Here is a 26444-nt window from a genome sequence, read left to right as displayed (position 1 = left end):
GAGACACAAACAACGCCCGCCGAACCGAAGTCCCCGCTGGCCGCCGCCGATGAACAGGCTTCTAGACACACCGACCTGACCCGTCAATGCCAAAATCACAGAGCTGACGGTTTTTCACGACAGAGACATGACGTACGACCATAACTCACTGAAAATGAATACGAATTCAGCGAGCCACGCCTCTTCTCAGCTTGAGCACACGGCTCGTTAGGGCATCCGTTCGATGGCGCATCGCCGTTCCGATCCCGCTTTTAGGTCAGAACCTCGTTCCCGGGCCGAGCATCCTAGAGCCGAAATGGCGACGTGGATGGCGTCACCGCCCTCATCTCATCGGATCGGCCGTCCGGTTCGCCTCTTCCTGACACGCCTCAATCTCGACATGCTCCCCTTCGACATGTCGGCCCCTAGCCGATATCGTCGGTGACGGATCACGTTCTGCCGGCCATCGACCATAGAGAATTGGCTGGCACCCTGAGAGAATGAGACACGCTTGAGAGGGAACAACGTGACGCGCGGTCGTCGCAGGATCGGAGCTCCCACGCGCGGTGCCGATCAGCGCCCAACACAGCCCAACCGGGCAACGGATGCCCCTCTCGACCTGTACGTCACCGATTCCGCCAGGATCGATCGGCGTGAGGTCAATTTGCGCTGGCTCTGCGCGAGCGCACTGACCGGACTAACGGGAGCCGGCCTCATCGGAGCCGCGATCTACGTGTCGCTACAGGGCGATGTCTCCTTTGCCGCCGTCCCCGAACATGCCGAGATCGTGGTGCGTCCCGCTCCCAGCGACGACGTGGCCAACATCGCGCGCAAGGGCGACCGGCTCGTTCGCAATGTGATGATCGCCTCAGCCAAGCAGACCTTCCGCTCGCCGGTGACAGTCCGTCTCGGCGAACGCGAGATCATCAAGGTTCGGCCCTTCGTCCGGATCTCCACCGCTCTCTCGATGTCGACGGGGGTCTTCTCGGCCGAGATGCCGCGTTTCGACCCGATGAAGTTCGTCTCCAACGAGCCGCTCGAACGGGCGGCCGAGCCGAGTGCCGCCGATGCTCCGGGCGCCGAGGTCACCGTGATCAAGCGGGATCTCACCACGATGCCGATCGAGGCGGACGCGCCCTCTCTCGGAGACGACGCCGTGACCGCACAGGTCGAGGAGGAGAAGCGGCTGGCCGCGGAGGCCGGGCGCCGCACGGCGCTCCCGATCGCCCCCCAGCTCATGCTGTCGCGCGCGCTTCAGCAGGGAATCGCATCGCCGGATTTCGGTGGTGTCGCCTCTCCATCGGGAGACGCAAGCCCCTTCAAGTCGATCGACGTCTTGGTGGTGCCTGAGAACGTCACCAATCTCGCGAAGACCAGTCTGCGGCAGGGTGAGCCGCCGCTGGTGGAGGATCGCGACCTGGCGATCAAGCGCGGTGACACGCTGGAAGCCTTGCTGAAAGCGACCGGCCAGGCGAGCGACGAACAGATCAAGGGCGTGGTCGCCGCTCTCGGCGGACGCACGCGAGTCGGCGAGTTGGCCGAAGGCCAACAGTTCCGCATCCAGATCGCGCCGGGTCCGAAGCCCGGCGATCCGCGGCAACTGACGCGGGTCACTCTCTATGGCGAGAATGGTGTCGAGGGCATCGCGGCCGTCAACGACCGCGGCGCCTTCGTTTCGGTGGCTCAGGCGGTGGACGACAAGTCGGCACGTAAAGCGCCTGCCGCCACCGATTCCGCGGATGACGGCGAAGACGAGGATGGCGGCTCGGGGCCTCGCCTCTATCAGAGCCTCTACGAGACCGCGGCACGGCACGACCTTCCGCGGGCGACCGTGGAGGATATCGTCAGGATCTTCAGCTACGACATCGATTTCCAGCGCCGGATCTCGAGCGGCGACAGCCTCGACGTCTTCTATACCTATGACGAGGAAGGCGGTCAGGCAGCACTCGACCGACCCGAACTGCTCTATGCGTCGCTCAACCTCGGAGGAGAGGTGCGCAAGGTCTATCGGTTCCAATCCCCCGACGACGGCTCGATCGACTACCTCGACGAGCAGGGACGATCATTGAAGAAGTTCCTGATCCGCAAACCCATCGCCGACGGCATCATGCGCTCGGGCTTCGGCTACAGGCGCCACCCGATCCTCGGCTATGCCAAGCTCCATACAGGAGTGGACTGGGCCAATCCGATCGGCACGCCCATCGTCGCCGCCGGCAACGGAACCGTCATCAAGGCGGAATGGGATTCTGGCTATGGCCGTCGTGTGGAACTGCAGCACATCAACGGCTACGTCACCACCTACAACCACATGTCGCGTTTCGCCCGTGGGGTCACGGCCGGCGCCAAGGTGCGTCAGGGCCAGGTGATCGGCTATGTCGGCTCCACCGGCCTCTCGACCGGCGCGCACCTGCATTACGAGGTCATCATCAACGGCCATTTCGTCGACCCGATGAAGATCCGGGTACCCCGCGGGCGCGAACTCGACGGGCGGATGCTCACCGAGTTCACGCGGCAGCGCGAGCAGATCGAGGGCACGATGCAGAAATCCCGTACCGGCACCGCCATGGCCCAGCGTGAAGGGACACGCTGAACTTCTGCCCTCATCCGAATCCGAGCCGGCGGCGTATCTCAGTCGGCGTGATGCCCTGCTCGCGGAGATCACCGAGGGATTCGGACCCGCGCGACTTGGCGAGTTTCATCCCGTCCGCATCCAGGATCAGGGGATGATGGTGATAGGCTGGACTGTCGAGTCCGAGCAGCGCCTGTAGCAGGATATGGAGGTCGGTCGCGGCCAGGAGATCCGCGCCGCGAACCACATGGCTGATCGCCTGGACGGCATCGTCGACCACGACGGAGAGATGATAGCTTGTGGGTACGTCGCGGCGAGCGATCAATGCGTCGCCCCAGCGGGCAGGATCGGCGGGATGAGAGGTCTCGATACAGGCGGTGTCCAGGCAGCGGAAGCGATGCGGGCCGGGCGCTACACCGAGGGCACGGCCCATATCGAGCCGCCATCCATGCGCCCCGCCGGCGGCGAGGCGCGACTGCCGTTCGGCTGAAGCGAGCGAGCGACACGTGCCGGGATAGAGCGGCGACCCATCCGGATCGCGGGCCGGCTCCGGTCCGGCCGCCGAGATCACGGCGGCGCGGGAGCAGAAACAGGGATAGGCGAGGCCGCGAGCGCCGAGGGTCTCGACGGCATCGCGATAGGCCGACAGATGCCGGGACTGATGCCGCACTGGTCCGCTGAAACCGATCTCGAGCCAAGCCAAGTCGGCCTCGATGGCCGAGATCAATTCGGGACGCGACCGCACCGGATCGATGTCCTCGATGCGCAGAGCGAGTTCACCACCAAGTCGATCGGCGAAATCCGCACTCACCAGCGCCGAATAGGCGTGTCCGAGATGGAGACGCCCGTTGGGGCTCGGCGCGAAGCGAAGGCGGATCACGGAAGCCAAATCACGTCTGGGCGCTGCGTTCAGCCTCCGGAATGGCGGAGGCAGTGCGGCGCTTGCGGGACGCAGGCGATCCCGGGCAGGGAGCAGGCTGGACCTTCAGCGTGACGCTGACAGATGGTGCAGCCGTTCGTCCACTCAGCGCAGGTGATGTCGTCGGCCGGAGAATTATGCCCGCCGGGTCCCCGCGAGGACGGCGCGAAGGTGCCGATGAGGACTGTGAGCACCACCAACGCGGCAACAGCCATAGCCACGAAACCGTCCCGGTTCGACGATGGCGGTGTCGGCGCCCTGGCGTCCGAAGGTGGCGAGGCTGGTGCTTGCATGGCGCCCGTGTTCGCCCGCGCGCCGCGCCCTGTCAACGCGTGGGCCGCCGCTCGTGAGAGCGTCGATGAAGGGTCGCCCAGGCCGGGATGCGGCCATCGCGCGCGCCCCCGCTGGTCATGGGCAAACCCTGACCGTTCCGCGGGAAATCCGCCTTGCTGAACGATCCATGGCGCAGCCATTTCGTGCCGGAACGTCGCCTCGGTCGTGTGGGACTGCTCGAATCCTCCCATGCAACCCTGTTGAACCGAGCGACTCAGACCGGGCGACATGGCCTCGATCGATAGCGGCCGCAGTCGTTCTTAGACTTTGATGCGGGGGCGCATCCCACGATGCTCGCCCGCATTTCATAGGGAGGGCGCTGTCCGGAACTATCGGTGACGGAAAAGCTCGAATTGCGTCGAGAGCGTCTCAGGCCGCAGCGGCGGAGGTCCGATCGAGGAGATCGGCCAAAGCCTTGAGATCGAGGGGCTTTGCCAGAAACGCGTCGAAGCCGGCCTCCCGCGCCGCCCGCTCGTCGTCTCGGCCGGTATTGGCGGTCAGTGCCACCAGATGAAGCGGCGGACGGCCGTGCTCGGCCTCGCTCGCACGGAGTCGTCGCGCCGTCTCAAGGCCGTCGATCCCCGGCATGCGAATGTCGATGAGGGCGAGGTCGAAGCGGGATGCGGGCTGATCGAGTTGCGTCAACGCTTCGAGCCCGTCCCGCGCCAGCACCACTGCGGCGCCGAGCCGTTCCAAAGCCCTTGTCGCCAGGAGGGCATTGATCGGGTTGTCCTCGGCGAGAAGGACCCGGATGCCCGACGTCCCGCGCGGCCTCGCTCTGGAAGCGGGGACCGCCCCGAAGCTGGGCGGACGTCTCGCCACGAGGTCCGCGGAAGTCTTGGAAGAGGTCGGTTCGAGGAGCCTGTCGAATAGCGAGCGGGCTCGCACGGGCTTGATGAGATAACTGTCGAACCCGGCCGCACCCGGGGCGCCGAATTCGCGACGATCGAAGGGGGAGAGCAGGATGAGGCTGCAGCGCACGCCGCATCGCGTTGCTTCCGCCGCGAGGCTGCGCACCGCCTCGTCACCGAGGGAACGGTCGGCGATGATCGCATCGAAGGGCACGTCCGACAGGGCATCGAGGCCGGCATCGAGGTTCGACACCACCAGCGCGGAGGCGCCGGATCGAGACAGGCGCCGTGCGAGGAAGGGCGCCTGATAGGGCGACTCGGCCACGATCAGGACCTTGCGGCCGTCGAGGGAGACGGGAGACGCGGCACTCGCATCGGCAGCACCCGCCGGCAGAGGCAAGTGCACGGTGAACGTGCTGCCGCAGCCGACCACGGAGCGCGCATCGATGCGCCCCCCCATCCGCGCGACGAGGCGCCGGGTGATGGCGAGGCCGAGGCCGGTGCCTTCATGGCGCGTGCTGGCGCTGCTGTCGCCCTGCTCGAATTCCTCGAACAGGACCGGGATGCGGTCTTCGGGGATGCCGGGCCCCGTATCCGAGATTTCCAGGACGATCTCGCCAGCGAACCGGCTCATCGTGATGCCGACGCCGCCGTGATGAGTGAACTTGATCGCGTTGCCGGCAAGATTGACGACGATCTGCCGGACCCTGTCCGCATCCCCGACGACCTCCATCGGGACGTCATCGGCCACGTCCAAGGCGATCTCGATGCCCTTGTCCTGGGCACGGGGAGCCAGGAGTTCGACCACACCTTCCACCACCGCCCGCAGGTCGAACGGCTCCGCGGACAGGTCGAGGCGGCCCGCCTCGATTCGCGAGAAGTCGAGGATGCCGTCGATGAGCGTCAGCAGTGCCCGTCCGGACGTCTTGACCGCTTCGACATAGGTTCGCTGTTCGGCATCGAGACCGGTATCGAGGACGAGGTCGGCCATTCCCAGAATGCCGTTGAGCGGCGTGCGGAATTCGTGGCTGACGGTGGCGAGGAAGCGGGACTTCGCGATGTTGGCCGCCTCGGCCCGATGAAGCGCCTCGTCGAGGGAGCGGGCGGATTCGATCCGCTCCGTGATGTCGGACCCCGCACGCAGCCACTGCGTCCGCCCGCCGGAGCCAGTGACCGGCGTCTCGATGAAGGAGAACCAGCGCGGGATGCCGTCGATGGGACGCACCCGCATCTCGACGCGGCTTACGCCATCGGGCTGCTGGTGGCGAAGTCCCTGTTCGAGGATCTCGAGTTGCACCGTCGAGCCGAGCAGAGTCAGAGGTTCGGCTCCGATGAGCCGCGCGAACCCGTCATTGGCGAAAGTGATGCGGCCCTGGGCGTCGCGCTGGACGATGACGTCGGTGGTCGCCTCGACAAGGGCGCGGTACCGCTCCTCGCTCTCGGACATCCGCCAGATGCTGTCCTGAAGCCTTTCGATCTCGGCACCATGGCCCGCCGGTCGGCGCTGCTTCCAGACGAACGTGCAGGTTCCGGCCAGGATCGCGAACAGGGCGAGAGCAAGAAGGACTTGCAGCGTGACCATCGAACCTCTCCGTTGGCGGCGCGAACGATCGCGACCCGAATTGCCGTATGGCAAGCCGCCGCGCGGCGCTGATGCCCTCGGCCTTCGGACACCCCGCCCCCTGTCTCGCATGCGGGATTGAAGGGCGGCTTTCGAAAGGAGCTTAAGGCTTGGTTGACGGGATACCGGGCGACGTCGATCCCTCGCCGACGGGCCGAGCCTGCTGCGGATGTCGGGCCTAGTCGGCGGGTCGCGCTTCACGGGCAGGCCGCGATGGTGTAGGCGCGACGGCTTGTTCCTGGGCTGCCCCTTTTTCGGAGGGCGGGCCGTGAGACGCAGGCACCATGACCCTTTCGCCGTCAGAGCCCCTTTCGATCTCTTCCCGCCCGAGCGGTTCCGTCGAGACCCGCATCGAGGCCACCTTCGCCCGCTGCCGTGCGGAGGGGCGCGCTGCCCTCGTGACCTACGTGATGGCGGGCGACCCCGATGCCGAGACCTCCCTCAAGGTGCTGCAGGCACTGCCGCAGGCCGGCGCCGACATCGTCGAGTTCGGGCTCCCCTTCACCGACCCGATGGCCGACGGCCCGGCGATCCAGGCCGCGGCCCTCCGCGCACTCGCGGGCGGACAGGATCTCGTCAAGACCCTCGGTCTCGTCCGTCGCTTCCGCGAGAGCAACGGCGGGACCCCCGTCATCCTGATGGGCTATTACAATCCGATCCACGCCTACGGCGTCGACCGTTTTCTCGACGACGCCGTCGCTGCCGGGATCGACGGCCTGATCGTCGTCGATCTGCCGCCGGAGGAGGACGACGAGCTCTGCCTGCCGGCTCTCGCGAAGGGCCTCGCCTTCATCCGGCTCGCGACACCCACCACGGACGAGCGCCGGCTTCCCGCCGTCCTCGCGAATACCGCCGGCTTCGTCTACTATGTCTCGATCAACGGGATCACCGGCACGGCAACGCCGGATTTCGGCCGCGTGGCCGAGGCGGTGGCACGGATCCGGCGCCATACCGAACTGCCGGTCGTGGTGGGCTTCGGTGTCAGGACGGGCGCTCAAGCCGCCGCGATCGCGAAGGGAGCTGACGGCGTGGTCGTCGGCTCGGCCCTGGTCGATGTGATCCATCGGGCGGTGGTGGATGGCCAGGACGCGGCAGAGGTGGTGAGCGCCCTTGTGCGCGAACTGGCCGAAGGAGCGCGCGGCCGGATCGCCTGATCGCGATGCCCCGGAAAGATTTGCCCGAGAGCCGATCCTCGGCTCATCCGAGACCCCTTCCCTCAAGAATGGTCCGTCGACGATGGTTGAACCCATGAACTGGATCTCGGAGGTCGTGCGCCCCAAGATCAAGACCCTGTTCAAGCGCGAGACCCCCGAGAACCTTTGGGTCAAATGTCCCGATAGCGGGCAGATGGTGTTCCACAAGGAGGTGGAGGGAAACCACTGGGTCATCCCCGGGTCGGAGCATCATCTGAAGATGAGCGCCCAGGCGCGCCTGAAGATGATGTTCGACGAGGGCACTTGGATCGACGTGCCATTGCCGGACGTGGCGACCGACCCGCTCAAGTTCCGTGACGAGAAGCGCTATGCCGACAGGCTGAAGGACGCCCGCGCCAAGACCGGCATGCCGGATGCCTTCAAGATCGGTTTCGGCCGGGTCTCTGGGCTGCCGATGACGCTCGCGGTGCAGGACTTCGCCTTCATGGCCGGATCGCTCGGCATGGCCGCCGGCGAGGCCTTCGTCCGCGGCGCCGAGACGGCACTCGACAAGCGCACACCCTACATCCTGTTCTCAGCCTCCGGCGGAGCGCGCATGCAGGAGGGCATCCTCTCGCTCATGCAGATGCCGCGGACTACGGTGGCCGTGCGCCGGCTGAACGCAGCGAAGCTCCCTTACATCGTCGTGCTCACCAATCCGACCACCGGCGGGGTCACCGCCTCCTACGCCATGCTCGGCGATGTGCATCTCGCCGAGCCCGGCGCTCTCATCTGTTTTGCCGGCCCCCGTGTCATCGAGCAGACGATCCGCGAGAAGCTGCCTGACGGTTTCCAGCGGGCCGAGTACCTGCGAGAACACGGCATGGTCGATCAGGTCGTGCACCGACACGCCCTGAAGGACACGATCTCCCGGCTCTGCGGCCTGCTGATGAACCAGCCCGCGACGACGGCGCCAGCGCGCGTGACCGCCGTCCAAGAGCCGGCCTGAGCCCACGCGATACGGCGAGCCGATCCATGGATTCTTCCGATGCGCTGATGGCGCGCTTCCTGGCCCTCCACCCCCGCACGATCGACCTGTCGCTCGGGCGGATCGAGCGCCTGCTCGAACGTCTCGGCCATCCCGAGCGCAAGCTGCCGCCCGTGATCCACGTGGCGGGGACCAACGGCAAGGGATCGACCATCGCCTTCATGCGGGCGATCCTCGAAGCCGGCGGCCTCGCCGCGCATGTCTATACTTCGCCGCACCTCGTCCGCTTCCACGAGCGTATCCGCATCGGCGCGATCGGTGGTGGCAGCTACGTGCCTGAGGACCAGCTCGCCGATGCCCTGGCCCGCTGCGAGGCGGCTAATTCCGGCGAGCCGATCACGGTTTTCGAGATCACGACGGCCGCGGCCTTCCTGCTCTTCTCGGAAAGCCCGGCGGACGTACTTCTCCTGGAAGTGGGCCTCGGCGGCCGGGTCGACGCCACCAACGTCATCGACAATCCGGCCGCAGCCGTCGTCACGCCGATAGGGCGCGACCATGCCGAATATCTCGGTGACACAGTCGAGGCGGTGGCGACCGAGAAGGCTGGCATCTTCAAGCGTGGCTGCCCGGCGATCATCGCGGCCCAGGATTACAAGGAGGCGGATGCTGTGCTGTGCCGTCTCGCCGAGGAGGTCGGGGCCGAACCGATCCGCGTCGGCAACCAGGATTTCTCGGTCCATGCAGAGCGTGGGCGCATCGTCTACCAGGACGAGCTCGACCTGTTCGACCTGCCGCAGCCCCGGCTCAACGGGCGTCATCAATTCACCAATGCCGCCACCGCGATCGCGGCCCTGCGCGCGGCCGGCTTCGGCGATATCGGAGTAGGGGCGATCGAGGCCGGCCTCAACAAGGTCGAATGGCCGGGGCGCCTGCAGCGGCTCAACCGCGGACGCCTCGCCGAGATGATTCCCGCCGGCGCCGAGCTATGGCTCGATGGCGGCCACAACATCGACGGCGGTCGCATCCTGGCGACCGCGATGGCCGATCTCGTCGAGCGGAGCGATGTGCCCCTCGTCCTGGTGGTCGGACTGCTCGGCACGAAGGATGCTGAGGGCTTCCTGCGCAATTTCGTCGGGCTCGCCCGCGGCCTCATCGCGGTTCCGATCTCCGGCCAGATGGCGGCCCGTCCCGCCGAGGAAGTCGCCCAGATCGCGGCCGACGTCGGATTGACGGCCTATGTCGCGTCGAGCGTTGAGGCGGCCTTGGAGAGCCTCGCGGATTTTGCCTTCGAGCACCCCCCGCGCATCCTGGTCTGCGGCTCGCTCTACCTCGCGGGCAACGTCCTCACCGCAAACGGTACGCCGCCGACTTGATCCCCTCTCGCCGGCGAGAGGAGTTGGTTCGACCGCAACGATTCGTCCGATCCAGACGATTCGTGAGAGGATGCGATGAATGCGGCGTCGGCATTGGAAAACTTCGTAAACAACAGGCTAAGACATCGGCCCGACAGGACGAAGATCTTATCTTTTGGTATCGTTTCCGACACAACCGCCTCGGCAATCCTCTATTTCCACCGAAGCGGCCACGGCTGATGCGTCTGAGATAGGGTGTGGCCCTCGCGCTACATCTCGGCTGTGGAAAATCGACTAGTTTCATCGTCGATCGGGCACTTCGCTGGGGATCAATGATGAAAAAGCTTCTTACCTCGTTCGCGGCCTTCACGGCCCTCACGGCGGCGGCTACCGCCGCCGACCTTCCGCGTCGCGCTGCGCCGCCGGTCTTCGTGCCGGTGCCGGTGTTCACCTGGACCGGCTTCTACTTCGGTATCAACGCCGGCTACGGCTTCGACGCCGGCAGCGACAGCAACCGTTACAACCTCCCGGCCCTCTCTGTGCTGAACTCGGGCGGCACCGATGGCGTGCTTTCCGTTCCGGGCGGCAACAGCAATGAAGGCTTCGTCGGCGGTGGTCAGGTCGGCTACAACTACCAGTTCACGCCGGGTTCGGGCCTCGTCGTCGGCATCGAAGCTGACGCCCAGTACACCGACTTCAGCAACCGTTCGCGTCTCTTCAACGCCTCGGCTATCAGCTTCACCGGCACCCCCGGTCTCGCTGGCCTCAATAACGCGTCCGTCCGGACCCCCGGTACCGAGATGAACTTCTTCGGCACGGTCCGCGGCCGCGTCGGTTACGCCTTCGACCGCGTCCTGTTCTACGGCACCGGCGGCTTTGCCTACGGCGACGGTGGTTCGGGCCGTGACGATTTCCGCACCGGCTACGCTGCCGGCGGCGGCATCGAGTACGCTCTTCCGGTCGATTCGTTCCTGAACTTCTTCCGCTCTTCGGCCGTGACGATGAAGGTCGAAGGTCTGTACGTGAACCTCGAGCAGGATGGCCGTGGCAACCGCTCCGTCTATACCCTGCCGCCGGTCAACGTTGTCTCGCTCAGCCCCTCGGCTCGCGAGACCGAGTTCGCCGTTGTGCGCGCCGGCCTGAACTACAAGTTCGGCTCGTACTAGGCCGTTACGTCGCAACGTCGACAAGGGTCTCGAAACGGAGAAACCCGGCCTTACGGTCGGGTTTTTTCGTGTTTGTGTAGATCCTGACTAGGATCAAGCTCTGCAAATCGGCGAGCATCGACACAAAAAAGAAGCCCGGCCTTCCGGCCGGGCTTCGTGACGTCAGACGATGATGCGGGATCAGGCGCTGGCCTGAATCCAGCGGGACAGGTCGCCCTTGGGCGCGGCGCCGACCTTCTGGCTGGCGAGTTGCCCGTCCTTGAAGATCAGGAGAGTCGGGATCGAGCGGATACCGTACTGCGCGGCGATGCCCGGGTTCTCGTCCACATTGACCTTGGCGATCTTCACGCGGCCCTGCATGTCCGCCGAAATCTCTTCGAGCGCGGGACCGATCTGGCGGCAGGGGCCGCACCATTCCGCCCAGAAATCCACGACCACGGGCTCGGCGGACTTGAGAACGTCCTGCTCGAAGCTCGCGTCGGTCACTTTTACCGTCGCCATCACGATCCCTTTCCCATTGCACGGTCGGCGAGACCTAGTCCGCGCCGGCTTGAAGCGAGAGTTGGCGACGCAGGCCGGGACGGTCAAGGCATAAGGTGCCGGGGACGGGGCAGGCTCTCGTTTCTCACATGCGTCATCCACCGGTGTTCCGTCGCCGCGGTCGCGCCGGTTTCCCGACCCGAGCGCTCGACCGTCCCGGTACCGTATCCAGACGCGATGTCTCGATGTGATGCACGTCGCCCCTCGTCAAAGCCCTCCTGTCGCCCCATGTCCATCCAGGCTATCGGAAGGCGGTGAGCGGGCGCCGGAGCGGGCGCGACCGTGCATTTTCGTTTCAGGGCGGACTCGGCCGCCATCCGGTGACGTGAACCCGTAACGGGCTGAGAGTCGGTCAGTCGAAGGCCGGCCATGGAGGACATCACCACGTGACGCGCATCTCTCCGACATTGCTTGCCTCCCTCACCGCTCTGGGCCTCGGCACCTCGGCCCTCGCACAGGACGGCAATACCGGGACGCCCCAGCCGCGGATCGGAGGCGATTCCTTCGCGGCGCCACAGCACGAGGCGGCGGGCGGAGAGCCTGCCGAAACGGCAGCGCCGAACACCGCCTACAAGCCTCTTCTTCCCAATCAGACGCGTGCACCGAAGCCGGTCGAGGCGACCAAGGTCCAGGTTGCCGTCGTCGCCAAGGGCCTCGACAGCCCATGGGCCATGGAATTCCTGCCGGACGGGCGGATGCTCGTCACGGAAAGGACCGGCAAGATGCGCATCATCACCAAGGATGGCACGGTCGGCCAGCCGATCAGCGGCGTGCCGAAGGTGGATGCTCGCGGCCAGGGTGGCCTCCTCGATGTGGCGCTGAGCCCGAGCTTCGTCGCCGACCGCCTGATCTATTTCAGCTATTCCGAGCCGCGCGAGAAGGGTAACGGCACGACGGTGGCTCGCGCCAAGCTCATCGAGGAAAAGGGTGGTGGCCGCCTCGACGAGATGAAGGTCATCTTCCGCCAGACGCCCACCTACGACGGCGACAAGCATTTCGGCTCGCGCCTCGTCTTTGCACCGGATGGCAAGCTGTTCGTCACCGTCGGCGAGCGCTCGGACAAGGGACCGCGTGTCCAGGCCCAGGATCTCACGAGCGGGCTCGGCAAGGTCTTCCGGATCGACACCGACGGTAATGCCCCGAAGGACAACCCGTTCACCGGCGGCGAGAAGGCGAAGCCCGAGATCTGGTCCTACGGCCATCGCAACATTCAGTCGGCGGCCCTCGACGGCCAGGGACGACTCTGGACCGTCGAGCACGGGCCTCGCGGCGGCGACGAATTGAACCGTCCTCGGCCGGGATTGAATTACGGCTGGCCGGAAGTGACCTACGGCATCGAGTATAGCGGCGAGAAGATCGGCGAGGGCAAGACCCAGGCGGGCGGCACGGTCCAGCCTGTCTATTACTGGGACCCGGTGATCGGTCCGTCCGGCATGGCTCTCTACACGGGCACATTGTTCCCGGCCTGGAAGGACGCGTTCCTCGTTGGCGGCCTCGTGAGCGGCGGCATCGTCGCGCTGAAGCTCGACGGCGACAAGGTTGTCACCGAGGAGCGCATTCCCCTCGATCATCGCATCCGTGACGTCAGGGTCGGCAGCGACGGAGCCGTCTACGCGGTGACGGATGGGCCGGACGGGGAAATCCTCAAGCTGACACCGTAATGCCGGTGCCGGACGGGCGCGGACCGAGCGAAGCGAGTGCCGACGCGATGTCGGCCTCGGCCATGCGGCGTATGACCGGCCCGGAGGTCCAGACCAGCATCGCCTCGACCTCACGGCCAGGATAGATGTCCCGCAGAAGCGCTACGTAGAGCGAGAGCTGCGCGGCATCGCCTTCGGGAATGAGAGTATGCTCCGCGGGCGGGCGGCTCGTCTTGAAGTCGGCGACGACGATTCTGTCGGGACGGATGCTCAGCCGATCGACGCGCCCAAAGACGGGTCGCAGACGCCCTGCCACGTCGACGCGGCCCGACAAGGTGACCTCGGCTCTCGCATCTCCGTCGAATAGCGCGGCGAGAGCCGGATCGTCGATCAGTCTCAGGACATCCGCCACCAATCGGTCCTGCTCGGGGACAGGCATCGATGGCGCGCGTGCCCTGATAAACGAAGCTGCCGCATTCGGCCTTTGGTTCCCGTCGAGGCGCGGCAGGTGCTCGATGAGCGAATGAAACAGGATGCCGCGGCGTCGTGCCTGCGGATTGGCCTGCCGGCGCGGGATCTCGCGCTGGCCGTCCGCGGCGCCGAGAGCACCGGATGGGGTGACAGGCGGCGCCACATCGACCTCGTTCCCTACCGGCCGCCTCAACCAAGAGGGGGCCGGCACCTCGCTCGGCTCGCCTCCCCCGGAGGTGATGTCGGAAGTTTGCGTGGCCCCATACCGCCACAAGAGCGTCGGGCCATAGGTCGTCTCGACGGATTCTCCCGAGCCGAAGGCTTGTTCCAACCCCTTGCGGACCATCTCGCACCAGGCGGTGTCGCCCTGTTCCTCATGGCCGCGATAGGGCGCGACGACGAGGCGGTCGGCGGCACGGGTCAGGGCGACGTAGAGCAGACGGTTGTGCTCCTCGCGGGCGCGGGCCTGATGCGCCTCTCGGGCAGCCGCCACGGCTTCCGTATCCTGCGTCTTCGACCCGGCCCAGACCGGCGGCAACGCGCCGTCCCGACTACCCGGCATGACGAGAAGTTGCGGATCGTTTCGCCCGAGCGGTTCGCAGCCGTCGATCATCACGACGAGAGGAGCCTCCAGACCCTTGGCGCCGTGGATCGTCATCACCCGGACCTCATCGCGGCCGGATTCGAGGTCGCGCTTGACGGTGAGGCCGTTGGCGCCTCGCCCCGGGGTGATGTCGTAGCGTGTCAGGAAACCATCGAGAGAGGGAGCCTCCGCCGCCTGCTCGGCCTCCGCCGCTTTCATCAGGAACACGCCGATGGCGTCTCCCGCCTCGCCGCCAAGGCGCGAGACCAGCCTCATCCGGCCCTCATGCGGCCCCAGCAGGCTCGCGTAGAAGCCGAACGGACCGTGCCGGGCGGCGAGATCGATCCATAGGGTGAGGGCGGCATGCCCCCGGATCGCAGCTGGATCGCCCGCGGCTGCGTGCCGGGCGAGGGCATCCTCCAGCGTCTCGGAGTCTTCGCGGCGGGCGGCGATGCGGACGAGATCGTCGTCGTCGAGCCCTACCAGCGGCGTCTTCAAGGCTCCGGCGAGGGTGAGATCGTCGGCCGGCAGCAGCCCTGCCCGCCCGACGGAGACGAGGTCGTTCACCGCGATATGGGCCGTGATGTCGAGACGGTCCTGGCCCGCCACGGGCACGCCGCACACTTTCAGGGCGCGGATCACTTCCTCGAATGCGGCGGAGCGCTTGCGCACGAGGATGAGCACATCGCCTGCACGCCAGACGCGGCCGCCCTCGTCGCCGACGGTGGTCCACGCCTTGACCGCCCGCGCCACACGCCGCGCCGTGACGATGGACGGCGCATTGGCCTCTGGTGCGTCCACGGGCGCCGCCCAGGCATCGGGCTCCTCCTCGGCGGCGGGAACCTCCACGGGCCAGATCTCGACGACGCCGGGCGCATCCCGGCGCGCCGTCTCGTGCGTGGTGCCGATGGCGGCATCGTCGAAGGACAGGCCCTGAAAATGCTCGGGCGCGGCGAAGGTGGCGTCCACCGCGCGCAGGATGCCCTTGGTGGAGCGGAAAGACAGGTTCAGCGTCACGTCCTCGAACGGCATCCCGGCCTGTTCGGACGCCGTCCGCCATTCGCGGTGCACGGTGGCGAATTCTCGCGGCTCAGCGCCCTGGAAACTGTAGATCGACTGTTTCGGATCGCCCACCGCAAAGCGCGTGCGCAGGATGTCGCGAGCGCCCTCGCCGCTGGCGAAATCGGCGGTGATGCGGCGCAGGATGTCCCATTGGCGCGGGTTGGTGTCCTGCGCCTCGTCCACGAGGACATGATCGATGCCGCGGTCGAGCTTGTACAGGACCCAGGCCGCATCTACCCGCGAGAGCAGTTCGAGAGCCTTGTGGATCAGATCGTCGAAATCGAGGGCGCCGAGCCGCGTCTTCTGGCGCTCCACCCGGCGGTGGATATCGGCTGCGATGACGAACAGGGCCTGCGTCCGCTCCAGCGCCCGCGCGGCACGGAGGGTATCGAAGAGCGGGTCGAGTCTGTCGCGTTCGGCAAGAAGCGCCTCCTTCACCTCGGAGGGGACATCCTTGGTGCCGAGGCTGCGATCGGCCTTCGGCGTCCCCTTCTCGGTGAAGAAGACCGAACGGTAGAGATCGAGCTTGTCGGAAGGGTCGGTCGCGGCTTCGGCGGCGGCAAGCCTGTCGGCGAGAGCCTCATCCGTGGATTTTCCCGTGCGCAGGCGCTGCGCAAGCTCGCTCCAACCATGAAGGCCGCCTGTGAGGAGGCGTTCCACGATCGCGCCTGCCGTATCGGCGGAGCGAAGACCGAGGGCTTCGGACAAAGCGGCGATGGGTGCGGCGAGGCCTTCGGAATCATCGAACAGGGAACGAGACCGCATCGCCGCGCGCAGAACCGATCGAAGGGTGTCGCCGGTGGCCTCAGGACCGACACGGTCCCAGGCTGCCCTGAGTTCCGGATTTCTCCCCATCATCGCCTGTGCGAGGACTCGGTCGGTCTCGGCCGCGAACATGTCGGAGGCCTGGTTCTCGTCGAGCACCTGAAAGCGGGCGGGCACATTGGCCTCGAACGGGAACATATGCAGCAGCCGCTCGCACAGGGCGTGCAGGGTCTCGATCTTGAGGCCGCCCGGCGTCTCGACGGCGCGGGCGAACAGGCGCCGCGCTACCTTCAGCATGCGGCGCGCGGGCGCTTCGCCAGTCAACTCGGTGAGTTCCGCGGTCAGCGCGGCATCGTCGAGGGTGACCCAGCGACCGAGGGTGCGGAACACCCGGATCGACATGTTGGCCGCCGCCGCCTTCGTGAAGGTGAGGCACAGGATGCGCGCCGGCGGCGCGCCGTTGAGGAGGAGGCGCACCACCCGGTCGGTCAGGACCTTGGTCTTTCCCGCCCCCGCATTGGCGGAGACCCAGGCCGAGGCCAGGGGATCGGCGGCGCGGCGCTGGCTCGCCTTGGTGAGATCGTCGACGACGAAGGGCAACCTGTCGGTCTCCGGTCTTGGCAACTCGTTCTCCATAGCCGGGCTCGGTCGCCTTTCTCCATAGACATGGATGATCCGGGTGCAGAAGCCCCCTATGTTCCGGCCGACCATTCAGCCGAAAGAGCCTCTCCATGCACAGTCACAGCGTCGAGACCTGGCAGCACCGCCACGATTTCCTCGGGCGCTCGCATGAGCGCAACGAGCGCCGGACCGTCCTCGTCGTCGGCCTCACCCTCGCGATGATGGTGGCGGAGATCGTCGGCGGGACGGTCTTCGGCTCGATGGCCCTCACCGCCGATGGCTGGCACATGTCGACCCATGCGGCGGCCCTCGGCATCGCGGCCCTGGCCTATCGATTCGCCCGCCTCCATGCCGATGATCCGCGTTTCGCCTTCGGTACCGCCAAGCTCGGCGATCTTGCCGCCTTCGCCAGCGCCATCATCCTCGCCATGATCGCCCTCGCCATCGGCTACGAGAGCATCGTGCGCCTCTCGAGCCCGCAGGCCATCGCCTATAGCGAAGCCTTGCCCATCGCCGTGCTGGGCCTCTTCGTGAATCTCGCCAGCGCTTGGCTGCTGCATGGCGACGGACACGACCACGAGCATGGTCACGACCACCATCACCATGAGCACCACAGTCACGACGGGCATGGGCATTCCGATGACGGCGACACCAACCTGCGCGCTGCCTATGTCCATGTACTGGCCGATGCGCTGACCTCGGTGCTGGCCATCGTTGCCCTGCTGGCGGGCCGCTATCTCGGCATCGCCTGGCTCGATCCGGTCATGGGGCTGGTAGGTACGGCGGTGATCGTCGCCTGGTCATGGACCCTGATCCGCTCCGCCGGTGCGACGCTCCTCGACGCAGTGCCCGACCGGGGCCTCGCGCAATCCGTGCGGAAACGCCTGGAGGCGAACGGAGACAGGATCACCGATCTCCATCTCTGGCGCCTCGGCCCCGGCCATACCGGCCTGATCGTCTCGCTGGTGTCGGATGAGCCTCGCGAGCCGGCATCCTATAAGGCCAAGCTCGCCGGCCTCGAAGGGCTCTCCCACATCACGGTGGAGGCCAATCCCTGTCCCGGCCATGGGCGTGAGCGGATTGTAGTCTGATCACCCCTCCCCCTCTCCCGCCAGCGACCATTCGAGCACGCGGGCGAGGTGGTCGTAATCGCCGTACGACTTGGCGTATTTCGGGTAGGGGCGCGAAACGTAGGCCGCCTCCCCTGCCATGAAGCGGGCGACGAGACCGCGGAAGCGCCGCTCGTGTTCCTCGACGATGGCGTCCAAGGTACGCGGGTCGCCGCGTGGCGGCTTGACCGCGAGCGGCTCGAACGGTTTCCGGCCGCCGGTGGCATGGACGTAGAGCAGGTCCGGCGTCTCCTGCATCCGCGCTACCCCCTCGAAGGCGCCGGCCTTCAGCATCGCCGCTTCCAGGGTGAGTTGGGGCGAGAAGCCGGCGAAGACCTCCTTGTTGCTGGGTGGCTGGCCGGTCTTGTAATCGACGATGCAGGCGGTCCCGTCGCGGCGCTGCTCGATGCGGTCGGCGCGCCCGCGCAGGGTGAAGGTCTCCTTGCCCATGGGCAGCACCCAGCGTCCGGACATCTCGGCACGCACTCGAGCGAGCGCGGGACGGCGCTCGGCCTCCCAGTCGAGGAACTCGGCGGCGAGGCGCTCGTAGCGCGGCCACCATTCGGCATAGAGTTCAGGGAAATCCCGCGCGATCTCAGCGAATTCGTCCTCCGCCAGCGCGCGCAAGCGCTCCGCTGCGTCGTCGGGCAGGATGTCGGGATAGGTTTGCGCGAAATCGCCGAGCACCGCGTGGATCAGCGTCCCGCGCTCGCTGGCGCCGGGGCGGCCGGCCACGGGCTCCAGCGGATCGAGCCCGAGAACGTGGCGGGCGAAGATGATGTAGGGGTCACGCACGAGGGTCTCGACCTCGGTGACGCTCAAGATCCGCGGGAACAGGGCTGGATCGGGCTTCGGCTTCGGCTGAGTCAGGCGCGGTGGCGCGGGCTCCGTCCCGCGGTCCAGGGCGGCTGCGTAATGCAGGAATCGCCGGCCGTTCTCGCGGGCACGGTCCCAGCAGGCCTCGCCGGCAAAGGCTTGCAATCGTTGGAGGAAGCGCGACGGCACCGTCGGCGCCCCCTCGCGCTTGGCCGAGCGTGTAATGACGGCGTCGTGGCACCCGAGTGCCTGGACGAAATCATGCGCGGTCTGGCCGATTCGCCGCTCCGGCGGATTGAGGCCGATCCGCTCGCGCATGGGCCGATTGAGAAAGGCGTCGGTGACCGTCTTCATCGGCCAGACACCCTCGTCGAGACCGCCGAGCACGATACGGTCGGCAGCGAGCAGACGGGCTTCGAGGAGGCCCAGGATCCGCAAGCGTGGATGGGGCCGGTCGCCGCCGCAGGCCACGATCCGCTCCCGGGCGAGCGCCGTGAAGAAGGCCGGGTAGTCGAGGGGCATTCCGGGCAACAGGCCCGGCTCCGAAGTCGCGAGATCGTCGAACAAGGTGTCGAGGACGCAGAGTGAATTGTCCTCCACCGGTTCGTCGCCCTCGGCCGGCGCGATCAGTCGTTCGAAGACCGCGGCATGGCTGCGCCCCAGGGCCACGAGGCAACCCCTGCCCTCCGGGTCGGCGCGAAGGAAGCCGTCGAAGGCCTGTTCCAGATTGTCGACGACCCGAGCCGCGAGATCCCAATCCACGTCGGTGAGACGCCTCTGCGCGCGAGGAATTCGCCCTTTCGCGACCCGCCGGTCGGCAAGAACCCGGCGCAGCCCCTCGAAGCCGGGAGCGGGCGCGGGCCCGCGCAGGGCTCCGATTTCGAGAGCCGTCGCACCGCGACGAACCTCGTCACGCCTCATGGACAGGCGGACCAGCGGATGAGCGAGAAGAGAGATCACCCGATGCGGCTGCAGGTCCGCCGCCATCTCCGCCGCCATTCGCGCCAAGCGCCCCGCCGGACTGACGGAAAGCGCCTCACCGGCGGAATCCTCCGCGACGATGCCCCAGCGCGCGAGTTCGGCCGCCACCCGTATGGCGAGGTTGCGGTCGGGCGTGACGAGGGCGGCCGTCGCGCCGGGCACCTCCAGCGTCTCGCGCAGGGCGATGGCGGCAGCCAGAGCTTCCTCGCGCTCGTCGCCGGCCTCGACCACGGCGATCCCCGCCATCCCCGCCTCTGCCATGTCGCGGCGCGAGTCGGACGTCAGTTCGGACCAGGCGTCGGTCGTCTCGGCCGGGCGCAGGGCTTGCGAAAGAAGCGCGGCCCGCGCCCGGCCCTGATCCGCCGGCTGGCCCAGGGTCGTGATCGCAGCGCGCTTGAGATCGAGGCAGCCGGGGCCGAGAAGTCGGTGCAGGATGGCCTGCGGATGGCCGTGAGCGACCTCTCGCGCGTTCCCCTCCCCCGTCTCGATGGCGTCCCAGCCAGCCTCGTCGAGGTCGAGATCGAGGCCGGGCAGCACCACCGCTCCCCTCGGCAGGCTCGCGATGGCGGCGATCAGCTTGGCGGTCGCCGGGACCGATCCGGTCGACCCGGCGATGATGAACGGATCTACCGGCTTGTCGCGCCGCAGCCGCGTCGCCTCGGCCAGGATCAGGGTGCGCGAGCGCGCCACCGGATCGCTCAGACCGCGATCGTGCAGGATCTTCGGCCAGTTCTCGGCGGCGATGCGCACGAAATCGAGGGTCAGGCCGAAGTAGCGGGAATACTCCGCCTCCACCGCCCCGGCGATCTCGGTCCAGGCCACGCCCTCCACCGTGAGGGAATCCATCAGCTTCTCGAGATCGGCGGCGAGATAGACCGCATCCGCCGGCGAGGAGGGCACGACGAAGGGGACGTCGTCGCCCATGGGGAGGAGCTTGCGGTCGACCGTCTCGGCCCAGGCCTGCACGAGGCGGGCGAAGATCAGCCTGCGTTCCAGGGGCGGCATCGCCGGCGCGAGCAGGTCGGGACCGTTCTCGATCAAGGGGTTGGCGGCGACGTCGAGCTCTGCCTCGTCGGCCTCGCCCAGCGGGATCAGCCGCGGCAGGAGCGCGCTGCCGATCCGTTCGGCCAGGATCGCGGACAAGGCCCGCGCCGCGCGCCGTGTCGGTAGGTAGAGGGTGACGGAGGCCAGCGCGAAGGGATCGCTGGCGACATCCCCCACCAGCCGGCCCGAGATCAGCGCGTCGGCCAGCGTCGGCAGGAACGACGCGGCCGGAGGAATGGTGAAGACGTGGGATGCGGTCATGCCGTCATGTCGATCTTCGCGTGTCACTGCACCTGTGCGCTGGCCTTCACCCGCGCCTCGGCCGCCTCGATCGCTTCCGGCGTACCGACATGGAGCCATTGCCCGTCGAGGCGCAGGCCGAACAGGCGCTCACGCTCAATGGCGCGGTCGAACAGCAGGTTCAGCGAGAACGAACCGTCCGGCGTGTCGGCGAAGAGTTCCGGCTTGAGGATGGCGACGCCGGCATAGATGAACGGCGCGACCTCGCGCTCGCCCCGTCTCTGGAGGGCGCCCCCGGCATTCATGACGAAATCGCCCTTGCCTTCGTAGCCGAGGCTCGTGGCGGCAGGAGCGACGAGAAGCAGGATGTCCATCCGCTCGGGCTCCCAGGTCTCGATCAGACGACCGAGATTGGGCCGCGGTCCTTCGAGCCAGAACGAATCCGAGTTGAGCACGACGAACGGGTCCGGACCGAGGAGCGGCAGGGCCTTCTTCACGCCACCACCGGTCTCGAGGAGGGCGTCGCGCTCGTCCGAGATGCGGATCGTGGGTGCGGTCCTGCGGCGGCCGAGATGGCCTTCGAGCAGGTCGGCGAGGTAGTGGACGTTGACGACCGCCCGCGCGATGCCGGCCTCCGCCGCCCTGTCGAGGGCATGGTCGAGAAGGGCGCGGCCGGCCACCTCTACCAGCGGCTTTGGCACGGTCGCCGTGATCGGCCGCATGCGTTTGCCGAGGCCCGCGGCGAGGACGAAGGCCTGGTCGATGGCGGGTACGGGGGTGTCGGACATTCCGTCGGCGTCTCGGGCACGAGGGCTGGAGCATCGGGTGCGGCGGCATCGTGGGGAACTCGCCCCTCGGGTCAAGCCCGAAAGCACGTCCGTTCCATCCCAACCCTGGGATGATCCGTCACCGGCGGCGCCTACGCCTCGGTTTCGTCCGAGGCCGCCTTGGTCACGAGATGCGGAAGATGCTCCTCGTGCCATAGCCGGATTCGGGTGAGCGCCGGATGGGCGAGGTTGCGCGCGAGGTAGCCTTCGATCCGCGGGAGATGCGCCAGATAGGCCGGCTTGCCGTCCCGCTTGTCGAGGCGGGCGAAGATGCCGAGGATCTTGGTGGCGCGCTGCGCCGCCATCACCGCATAGGCCCGCGCGAAGCCCTGCATGTCGAAATCAGGCTCTCGATTCCGGCGCTCGCGCACGTAGAGGCCGAGAAGCCGCAATTCGAAATCGGCCGTGGCATCCACGCGCGCGTCCTGCAGGAGCGACGCGACGTCGTAGGCGGGATGGCCGAGCACCGCATCCTGGAAATCGATGACGCCGATGCGCTCCAGCCCCTCGCGATCGGGCAACCAGATCAGGTTCGGCGAGTGATAATCGCGAAGGGTCCAGGTCGGGCGTTCCGGTTCGACGCCGCGCAGAACGTCGGCCCAGAGCGCCACGAATTCGGCGCGGGCAGGCGCCGGAAGCGAGGTGCCGCGTACCGAGGGACAGTACCAGTCCGGCAGCAATTCGGTCTCGAACAGCTGGGCTTCGAGGTCGTAGGGCGGCAGGACGTGGTCGATCCCGTCGGCCACCGGGAGCACGCCGGGGAGTTCGGTGGCGTGGAGCCTGGCGAGGAGCCGAACGGCTTCGGCATAGCGCTCGGGCCGTGGGCCGTTCGCGTCGACTACCGGCTCCGAGCCGAGGTCCTCGATGATGAGCAGCCCCTCATCGAGGTCCTCGCCATAGATGCGGGGTGCAGAGAAGCCGAGGGCGCGAAGGCCGCGATCGACGCCGACGAAGGCGTGGACGCTCTCGGCCAGCTTGACGATGGCAGAGTAGGGCTTGCCGTTGCGCACCGGCGGCCCGTCGGCCCGGGCAGGCGAGATCATCAGCACCGCTCTGGTTCCGTCCGGCTTCACCAGGCGCTCGTAGGCCCGCGAGGACGCGTCTCCCTGCATGAGGATGCGCGTCGCCTCGTCCCAACCGCTGCGATCGAGCAGGGCCCGCAGCGCGCGGGCCCGCTGCATGCGAGCCCGCATGTCGCCCTGGCCGTCGATCCGCGCGAAACGGGAGCCCTCGCCGAATTCCGGCTTGAGCGACAGGTCGACGGACAGGATCGGTCCGTCGCGCGGCCCGAGGCGTTCGGGCCATTCCACCAGGGTGATCGCGGTCTCGGTCATCTCGTCGAAACCGAGCTCCACCAGTTCGTCCGCGCTGCGCAGGCGGTAGAGATCGGCATGGACGATCTGCCGCCCGTTCTTCGCTTCGTAGGGCTGGATCAGGGTGAAGGTCGGGCTCGGGACTTCGAGGTCCGGCTCGCCCGTGAGTTCGCGGATCAATGCGCGGGCGAGGGTCGTCTTCCCGCCGCCGAGGCCGCCGGACAGGGCGACGATGTCGCCCGGCAGCAGGAACTCGGCGAGAAAACGTCCGAGATCCTCGGTGGCACTCTCGTCGGGAAGGACGAAGGCCCAGGCGGGTCTGCTCTCGCGCTGGGTTTCGCCCGCACCGTCCTCACTCACCGCCACACCCTCCGTCCGAAAAGACCGCCATGCCCGCACGAAGTCGGGCCATGCGCTGGCCGAGCCCGTGAGGGCTCACTCATCTAATGCCGTCATCCTTAACCGAAATGGCCATTCCACCTAAGCGATGCCGAGTTTCTCGGCCAACGACGCGATCTTACCGGGACAGATCCCGTAAGAATCCGGATCTTCGGAGAGTCGGCGAGAGGCCATCGAACGGCCTTCGGCGTCGGAAGGTCGCCCCCGTCGCTCCCGCGCCCCATGCCGGAGGTCGCGGGCCGCCTTATTCCGCGGCCGCGCGCTTCGGCTCCGGGTTGTTCGCTGGAAAGGTGCAAGTGACGCAGGTGCCGCCGCCGGGCTTCGACACGAGTTCGACCCGGCCACCATGGAGTTCGACGAAGGAGCGCACGATCGAGAGGCCGAGGCCGACGCCGCGGTGACGGGTGCCGAGCGTGTGGCTCTCGAACCGGTCGAAGACGCGCGCAGCGACGTCCTCCGGCATCCCGCGTCCCTCGTCGCGCACGGTGAGGGTGAGTTCCGCATCCGTGCGCCGGGCCGTGACGCGAACCGTCTGGCCGGGGGAGGAGAAGCCGACGGCGTTCGAAAGCAGGTTGAACAGGATCTGGCGCACCCGCTTTCCGTCGGCGACGACGCTGCCGATATCGGCGGGCATGTCGAGGTCGAGCCCGATGGCGGATTCCGCCAGTCGATCCTCCAGGCCGCGGGCGGCCGCCTCCACCGTGGCCCGCACGTCGATGACCTCGCGGGCGAGTTCGAGAGAGCCGGCATCGATCGAGGCGAGATCGAGAATGTCGTTGATCATCACCAGCAGCGCCCCCGAGGACCGCATGATGTGATCGGAATACTCGCGCTGGCGCTCGTTGAGCGCTCCCACAGTCTCGTCGCCGAGGAGCTGGGTGAAGCCGATGATGTTGGTGAGCGGCGAGCGCAGCTCGTAGGAGACGTGGTGGACGAAGGTGTCGCGGAGCTGCGAGGCGCGCTCCAGGGCGTCGTTCTTGTCGGTCAGCGCCCGCTCTACGTTCACGCTGGCGGTGACGTCGATGAGAGTGAGCAGCGTCGCCCCCTCGGGCAGCGGCTGGGCCGCGCAATCCAGCACGGTCCCGTCGACGACCTCCAGGCGGCAGGTGAGGCCGGCGCGGCTTTCCAGGCCGGTGATGGCGCCGCGAATATCGAGCCAGGGCTCCTCGTCGGGTGACAGCCTGCGGCAGGCCTCGATCACCGTGTCGACGCGGGGGCGCTCGCTGAGGGTCGCGTCCTCGAGCCGCCAGAGGGTCGCGAAGGCGCGGTTGGCGAAGGTCAGGCGGCCGTCGGCGCCGAACACCGCCACCGGCTCCTTCAACGTGTCGAGGGTTTCGGCCTGAACCCGCATCAGCGCGTTGTAGCGTGACTCGAGCTTCACGTTCTCGGAGACGTCGTCGAACAGATAGGTCAGCCCGCCCTGCGGGTTGGGGTCGGCGACGACGCGCAGCGAGCGTCCGTCCGGCGGATGCCACCAGGTCTCGCTGGCTTCGACGGCCCGGTAGGCAGCGAGCACGTCGGCCTTCCAGGCCTTGAAGTCGGCCTGTTCGGGAAGTTTCCGGGCGGCGCGCAGATGGTCGAGTATCTCGCCGTCCAGGGGGCCGGAATCGAGGAAGGCCTGATCGAGGCTCCACAATTGGCGGTAGGCGGCGTTGTGGAAGATCAGCCGCTGGCGCGCGTCGAACATCGCGACTGCGGTAGGAAGCTGGTCGAGGGTGCGGACATTGGCGTCCATCTGGCGCTGCAGGTCGGCGCGGACGCTCTCCAGTTCGGAGACGTCCACGGCGATGCCGACGCGGCCGGAATCGATCGCGGTCTCGGTGACGTCGAGAATGCGCCGGCCGCCGGCCACCACTGCCGAAAGGCGCTTCGCCGCCCGACCGCCGGACGCGGTCCGATCGCCGTCACCGCGGGCGATGAGATCGCGTGCCTGACGATCGAGGAGCTCGATCCCGTCGGCGACGGCGGTCTCCCGGCTGCCGGCTTCGACGGCGGCGACGTAGGCGGTGTTGACCCAGGCGAGGCTGCCGTCGCGGTTACGCCGCCAGACCGGCTGAGGAATGGCGTCGAGGAGGCTCGACAGGGCCGACAGCCCGCGCTTTGCGTCGTCGAGGGTCAGGCGCAGTTCGGCGAGTTCGCGATGTTCCTCGGTGGTTTCGCGCAGGCGAAGAAGGGCTCGGCCGGCCAGTGCCTGGCCATGGGCATCGACGATCCGTCCGGATTGCGCCCGCACCGTCATGCGAAATCCGGCGCCGCGGTCACGCAGGGCGTCCAAAGCCGCTTCGATGGCGCCCGCATCCGCCGGCAACAGCCAGGTACCGAAAGCGAGAATGAGACCGGCCGAGCCGGGCTTCGTGCGGTTGGCGTCGAAGGCGAGGGCCAGGTCGCCCTCGATCACCGGCTCGCCGCGCCCCGGCCAGGTGACGATGACCTGCCGCTCGGAATTGAGCAGCATCTCGGCCCGGTCCTCGGAACCGCGCAGGGTCTGAAGGTCCGCGATGAGATCGCGCTCGCGGCGCGTCCACCGCCCGCGCTCGCGCAGATGCAGCAGCGACAGGATGGTGGCGAAGACCGTGAGGCCGATGAGGATCGCGAGGCCGGTGGCGTTGTGCATGTGCGGTGGCAGGCCGATCGCCCATGAAGACTGGTCTCCGGCATAGCCGGAGCCGAGCGTCACGGCGGTCGGGAGAAGCGCGTTCGCCCCTTCCGCGGGAGCCGCCATGACATCGCCCGCCATCGTCAGGCTTGCCGCGAGACCGACCGCGACAGAAACGACGGGAACGCCGACACGCCTGCCGAGGCGTGCCGTTTCATCGACCCTCATGACCCGTACCGCCCCCACGAATCGTCGCTGAGGCGCAACTGCGCCCATCCCGCGCTCTACCTCCAGGGGCAGATGCGGGGTTACCTCCACATGAGGAATCAGCCCACACTAGCGCGAGCCGGAATCCTGCCGGAAGAGGGTTAAGCTTAACTTCACCTTCCCGACGATCGGTTGCCCGGGCATCGGCGCAGAAAAGACACACTTGCGCCACCGGCCCGCAGCGCCGCGCTTCCGGAGAGTTCCAGCCGGAAAGCTTCGTCGGAACGAAGAAAGCCCGGCGCGGAGCCGGGCTTTCTGA

Annotated in this window: 15 protein-coding genes; 7 read left to right on the top strand and 8 right to left on the bottom strand. The window is 67.4% G+C overall.

Features of this window, described 5'->3' with window-relative positions:
- Nucleotides 1-505: 505 nt before the first annotated feature.
- A complete protein-coding gene (locus tag ACFQ4G_RS17185) occupies nt 506-2569 on the top strand; it encodes a M23 family metallopeptidase (protein ID WP_379040693.1) in 2064 nt (687 codons plus the stop codon).
- A 10-nt stretch (nt 2570-2579) separates the two neighbouring features.
- Here the strand turns inward: ACFQ4G_RS17185 and gluQRS are convergent, their stop codons facing one another.
- Nucleotides 2580-3428 (bottom strand): tRNA glutamyl-Q(34) synthetase GluQRS, encoded by an 849-nt coding sequence (gene gluQRS / locus ACFQ4G_RS17180; RefSeq protein WP_238208768.1) that lies wholly within the window; start codon nt 3426-3428, stop codon nt 2580-2582.
- A 741-nt stretch (nt 3429-4169) separates the two neighbouring features.
- Nucleotides 4170-6233 (bottom strand): ATP-binding protein, encoded by a 2064-nt coding sequence (locus ACFQ4G_RS17175; RefSeq protein WP_238208769.1) that lies wholly within the window; start codon nt 6231-6233, stop codon nt 4170-4172.
- Between the two features lie 323 nt (nt 6234-6556).
- Between ACFQ4G_RS17175 and trpA the strand changes: the two genes are divergently transcribed.
- From trpA to ACFQ4G_RS17155, 4 genes are all read left to right on the top strand, one after another.
- A complete protein-coding gene (gene trpA, locus ACFQ4G_RS17170; RefSeq protein ID WP_238208770.1) occupies nt 6557-7426 on the top strand; it encodes a tryptophan synthase subunit alpha in 870 nt (289 codons plus the stop codon).
- Between the two features lie 82 nt (nt 7427-7508).
- Nucleotides 7509-8414, top strand: a complete 906-nt coding sequence (gene accD / locus ACFQ4G_RS17165; protein ID WP_238208771.1) for an acetyl-CoA carboxylase, carboxyltransferase subunit beta — start codon at nt 7509-7511, stop codon at nt 8412-8414.
- Nucleotides 8415-8440: 26 nt separating this feature from the next.
- Complete coding sequence (locus ACFQ4G_RS17160) at nt 8441-9766, top strand: bifunctional folylpolyglutamate synthase/dihydrofolate synthase (RefSeq protein WP_238208772.1); 1326 nt, start codon at nt 8441-8443, stop codon at nt 9764-9766.
- 314 nt (nt 9767-10080) lie between these two features.
- Nucleotides 10081-10911, top strand: coding sequence for an outer membrane protein (locus tag ACFQ4G_RS17155; RefSeq protein WP_379040690.1), 831 nt, complete (start codon nt 10081-10083; stop codon nt 10909-10911).
- A 180-nt stretch (nt 10912-11091) separates the two neighbouring features.
- Here ACFQ4G_RS17155 and trxA read toward each other — a convergent pair whose 3' ends face one another.
- On the bottom strand, nt 11092-11412 hold the full coding sequence (trxA, locus tag ACFQ4G_RS17150) for a thioredoxin (RefSeq protein ID WP_238208774.1): 321 nt from the start codon (nt 11410-11412) through the stop codon (nt 11092-11094).
- Between the two features lie 425 nt (nt 11413-11837).
- Between trxA and ACFQ4G_RS17145 the strand changes: the two genes are divergently transcribed.
- On the top strand, nt 11838-13112 hold the full coding sequence (locus tag ACFQ4G_RS17145; RefSeq protein ID WP_238208775.1) for a PQQ-dependent sugar dehydrogenase: 1275 nt from the start codon (nt 11838-11840) through the stop codon (nt 13110-13112).
- Here ACFQ4G_RS17145 and addA read toward each other — a convergent pair.
- Nucleotides 13096-16608 carry a double-strand break repair helicase AddA gene (gene addA / locus ACFQ4G_RS17140; RefSeq protein ID WP_379040687.1) on the bottom strand — a complete coding sequence of 1171 codons (3513 nt, stop codon included), beginning with the start codon at nt 16606-16608 and terminating at the stop codon, nt 13096-13098. The genes ACFQ4G_RS17145 and addA overlap by 17 nt on opposite strands.
- A 95-nt stretch (nt 16609-16703) precedes the next feature.
- Here addA and dmeF point away from each other — a divergent pair, with 95 nt between their 5' ends.
- Nucleotides 16704-17684: a CDF family Co(II)/Ni(II) efflux transporter DmeF gene (gene dmeF / locus ACFQ4G_RS17135; RefSeq protein WP_238208777.1), complete on the top strand. Its 981-nt coding sequence runs from the start codon at nt 16704-16706 to the stop codon at nt 17682-17684.
- Here dmeF and addB read toward each other — a convergent pair whose 3' ends face one another.
- The 4 genes from addB to ACFQ4G_RS17115 form a co-directional block, all read right to left on the bottom strand.
- Nucleotides 17685-20804 carry a double-strand break repair protein AddB gene (gene addB / locus ACFQ4G_RS17130; RefSeq protein ID WP_238208778.1) on the bottom strand — a complete coding sequence of 1040 codons (3120 nt, stop codon included), beginning with the start codon at nt 20802-20804 and terminating at the stop codon, nt 17685-17687.
- 23 nt (nt 20805-20827) lie between these two features.
- Nucleotides 20828-21571 (bottom strand): nucleotidyltransferase family protein, encoded by a 744-nt coding sequence (locus tag ACFQ4G_RS17125; RefSeq protein WP_238208779.1) that lies wholly within the window; start codon nt 21569-21571, stop codon nt 20828-20830.
- A gap of 131 nt (nt 21572-21702) precedes the next feature.
- On the bottom strand, nt 21703-23289 hold the full coding sequence (tsaE, locus tag ACFQ4G_RS17120; protein ID WP_379040684.1) for a tRNA (adenosine(37)-N6)-threonylcarbamoyltransferase complex ATPase subunit type 1 TsaE: 1587 nt from the start codon (nt 23287-23289) through the stop codon (nt 21703-21705).
- 277 nt (nt 23290-23566) lie between these two features.
- Nucleotides 23567-26146 (bottom strand): sensor histidine kinase, encoded by a 2580-nt coding sequence (locus ACFQ4G_RS17115; protein WP_238208781.1) that lies wholly within the window; start codon nt 26144-26146, stop codon nt 23567-23569.
- Between the last annotated feature and the right edge of the window lie 298 nt (nt 26147-26444).

This window comes from Methylobacterium marchantiae, assembly GCF_042679825.1.
GTDB lineage: Bacteria > Pseudomonadota > Alphaproteobacteria > Rhizobiales > Beijerinckiaceae > Methylobacterium > Methylobacterium marchantiae.
The sequence above is the reverse complement of the archived record's forward strand: the minus strand, read 5'-3'. Positions and strand labels throughout refer to the sequence as shown.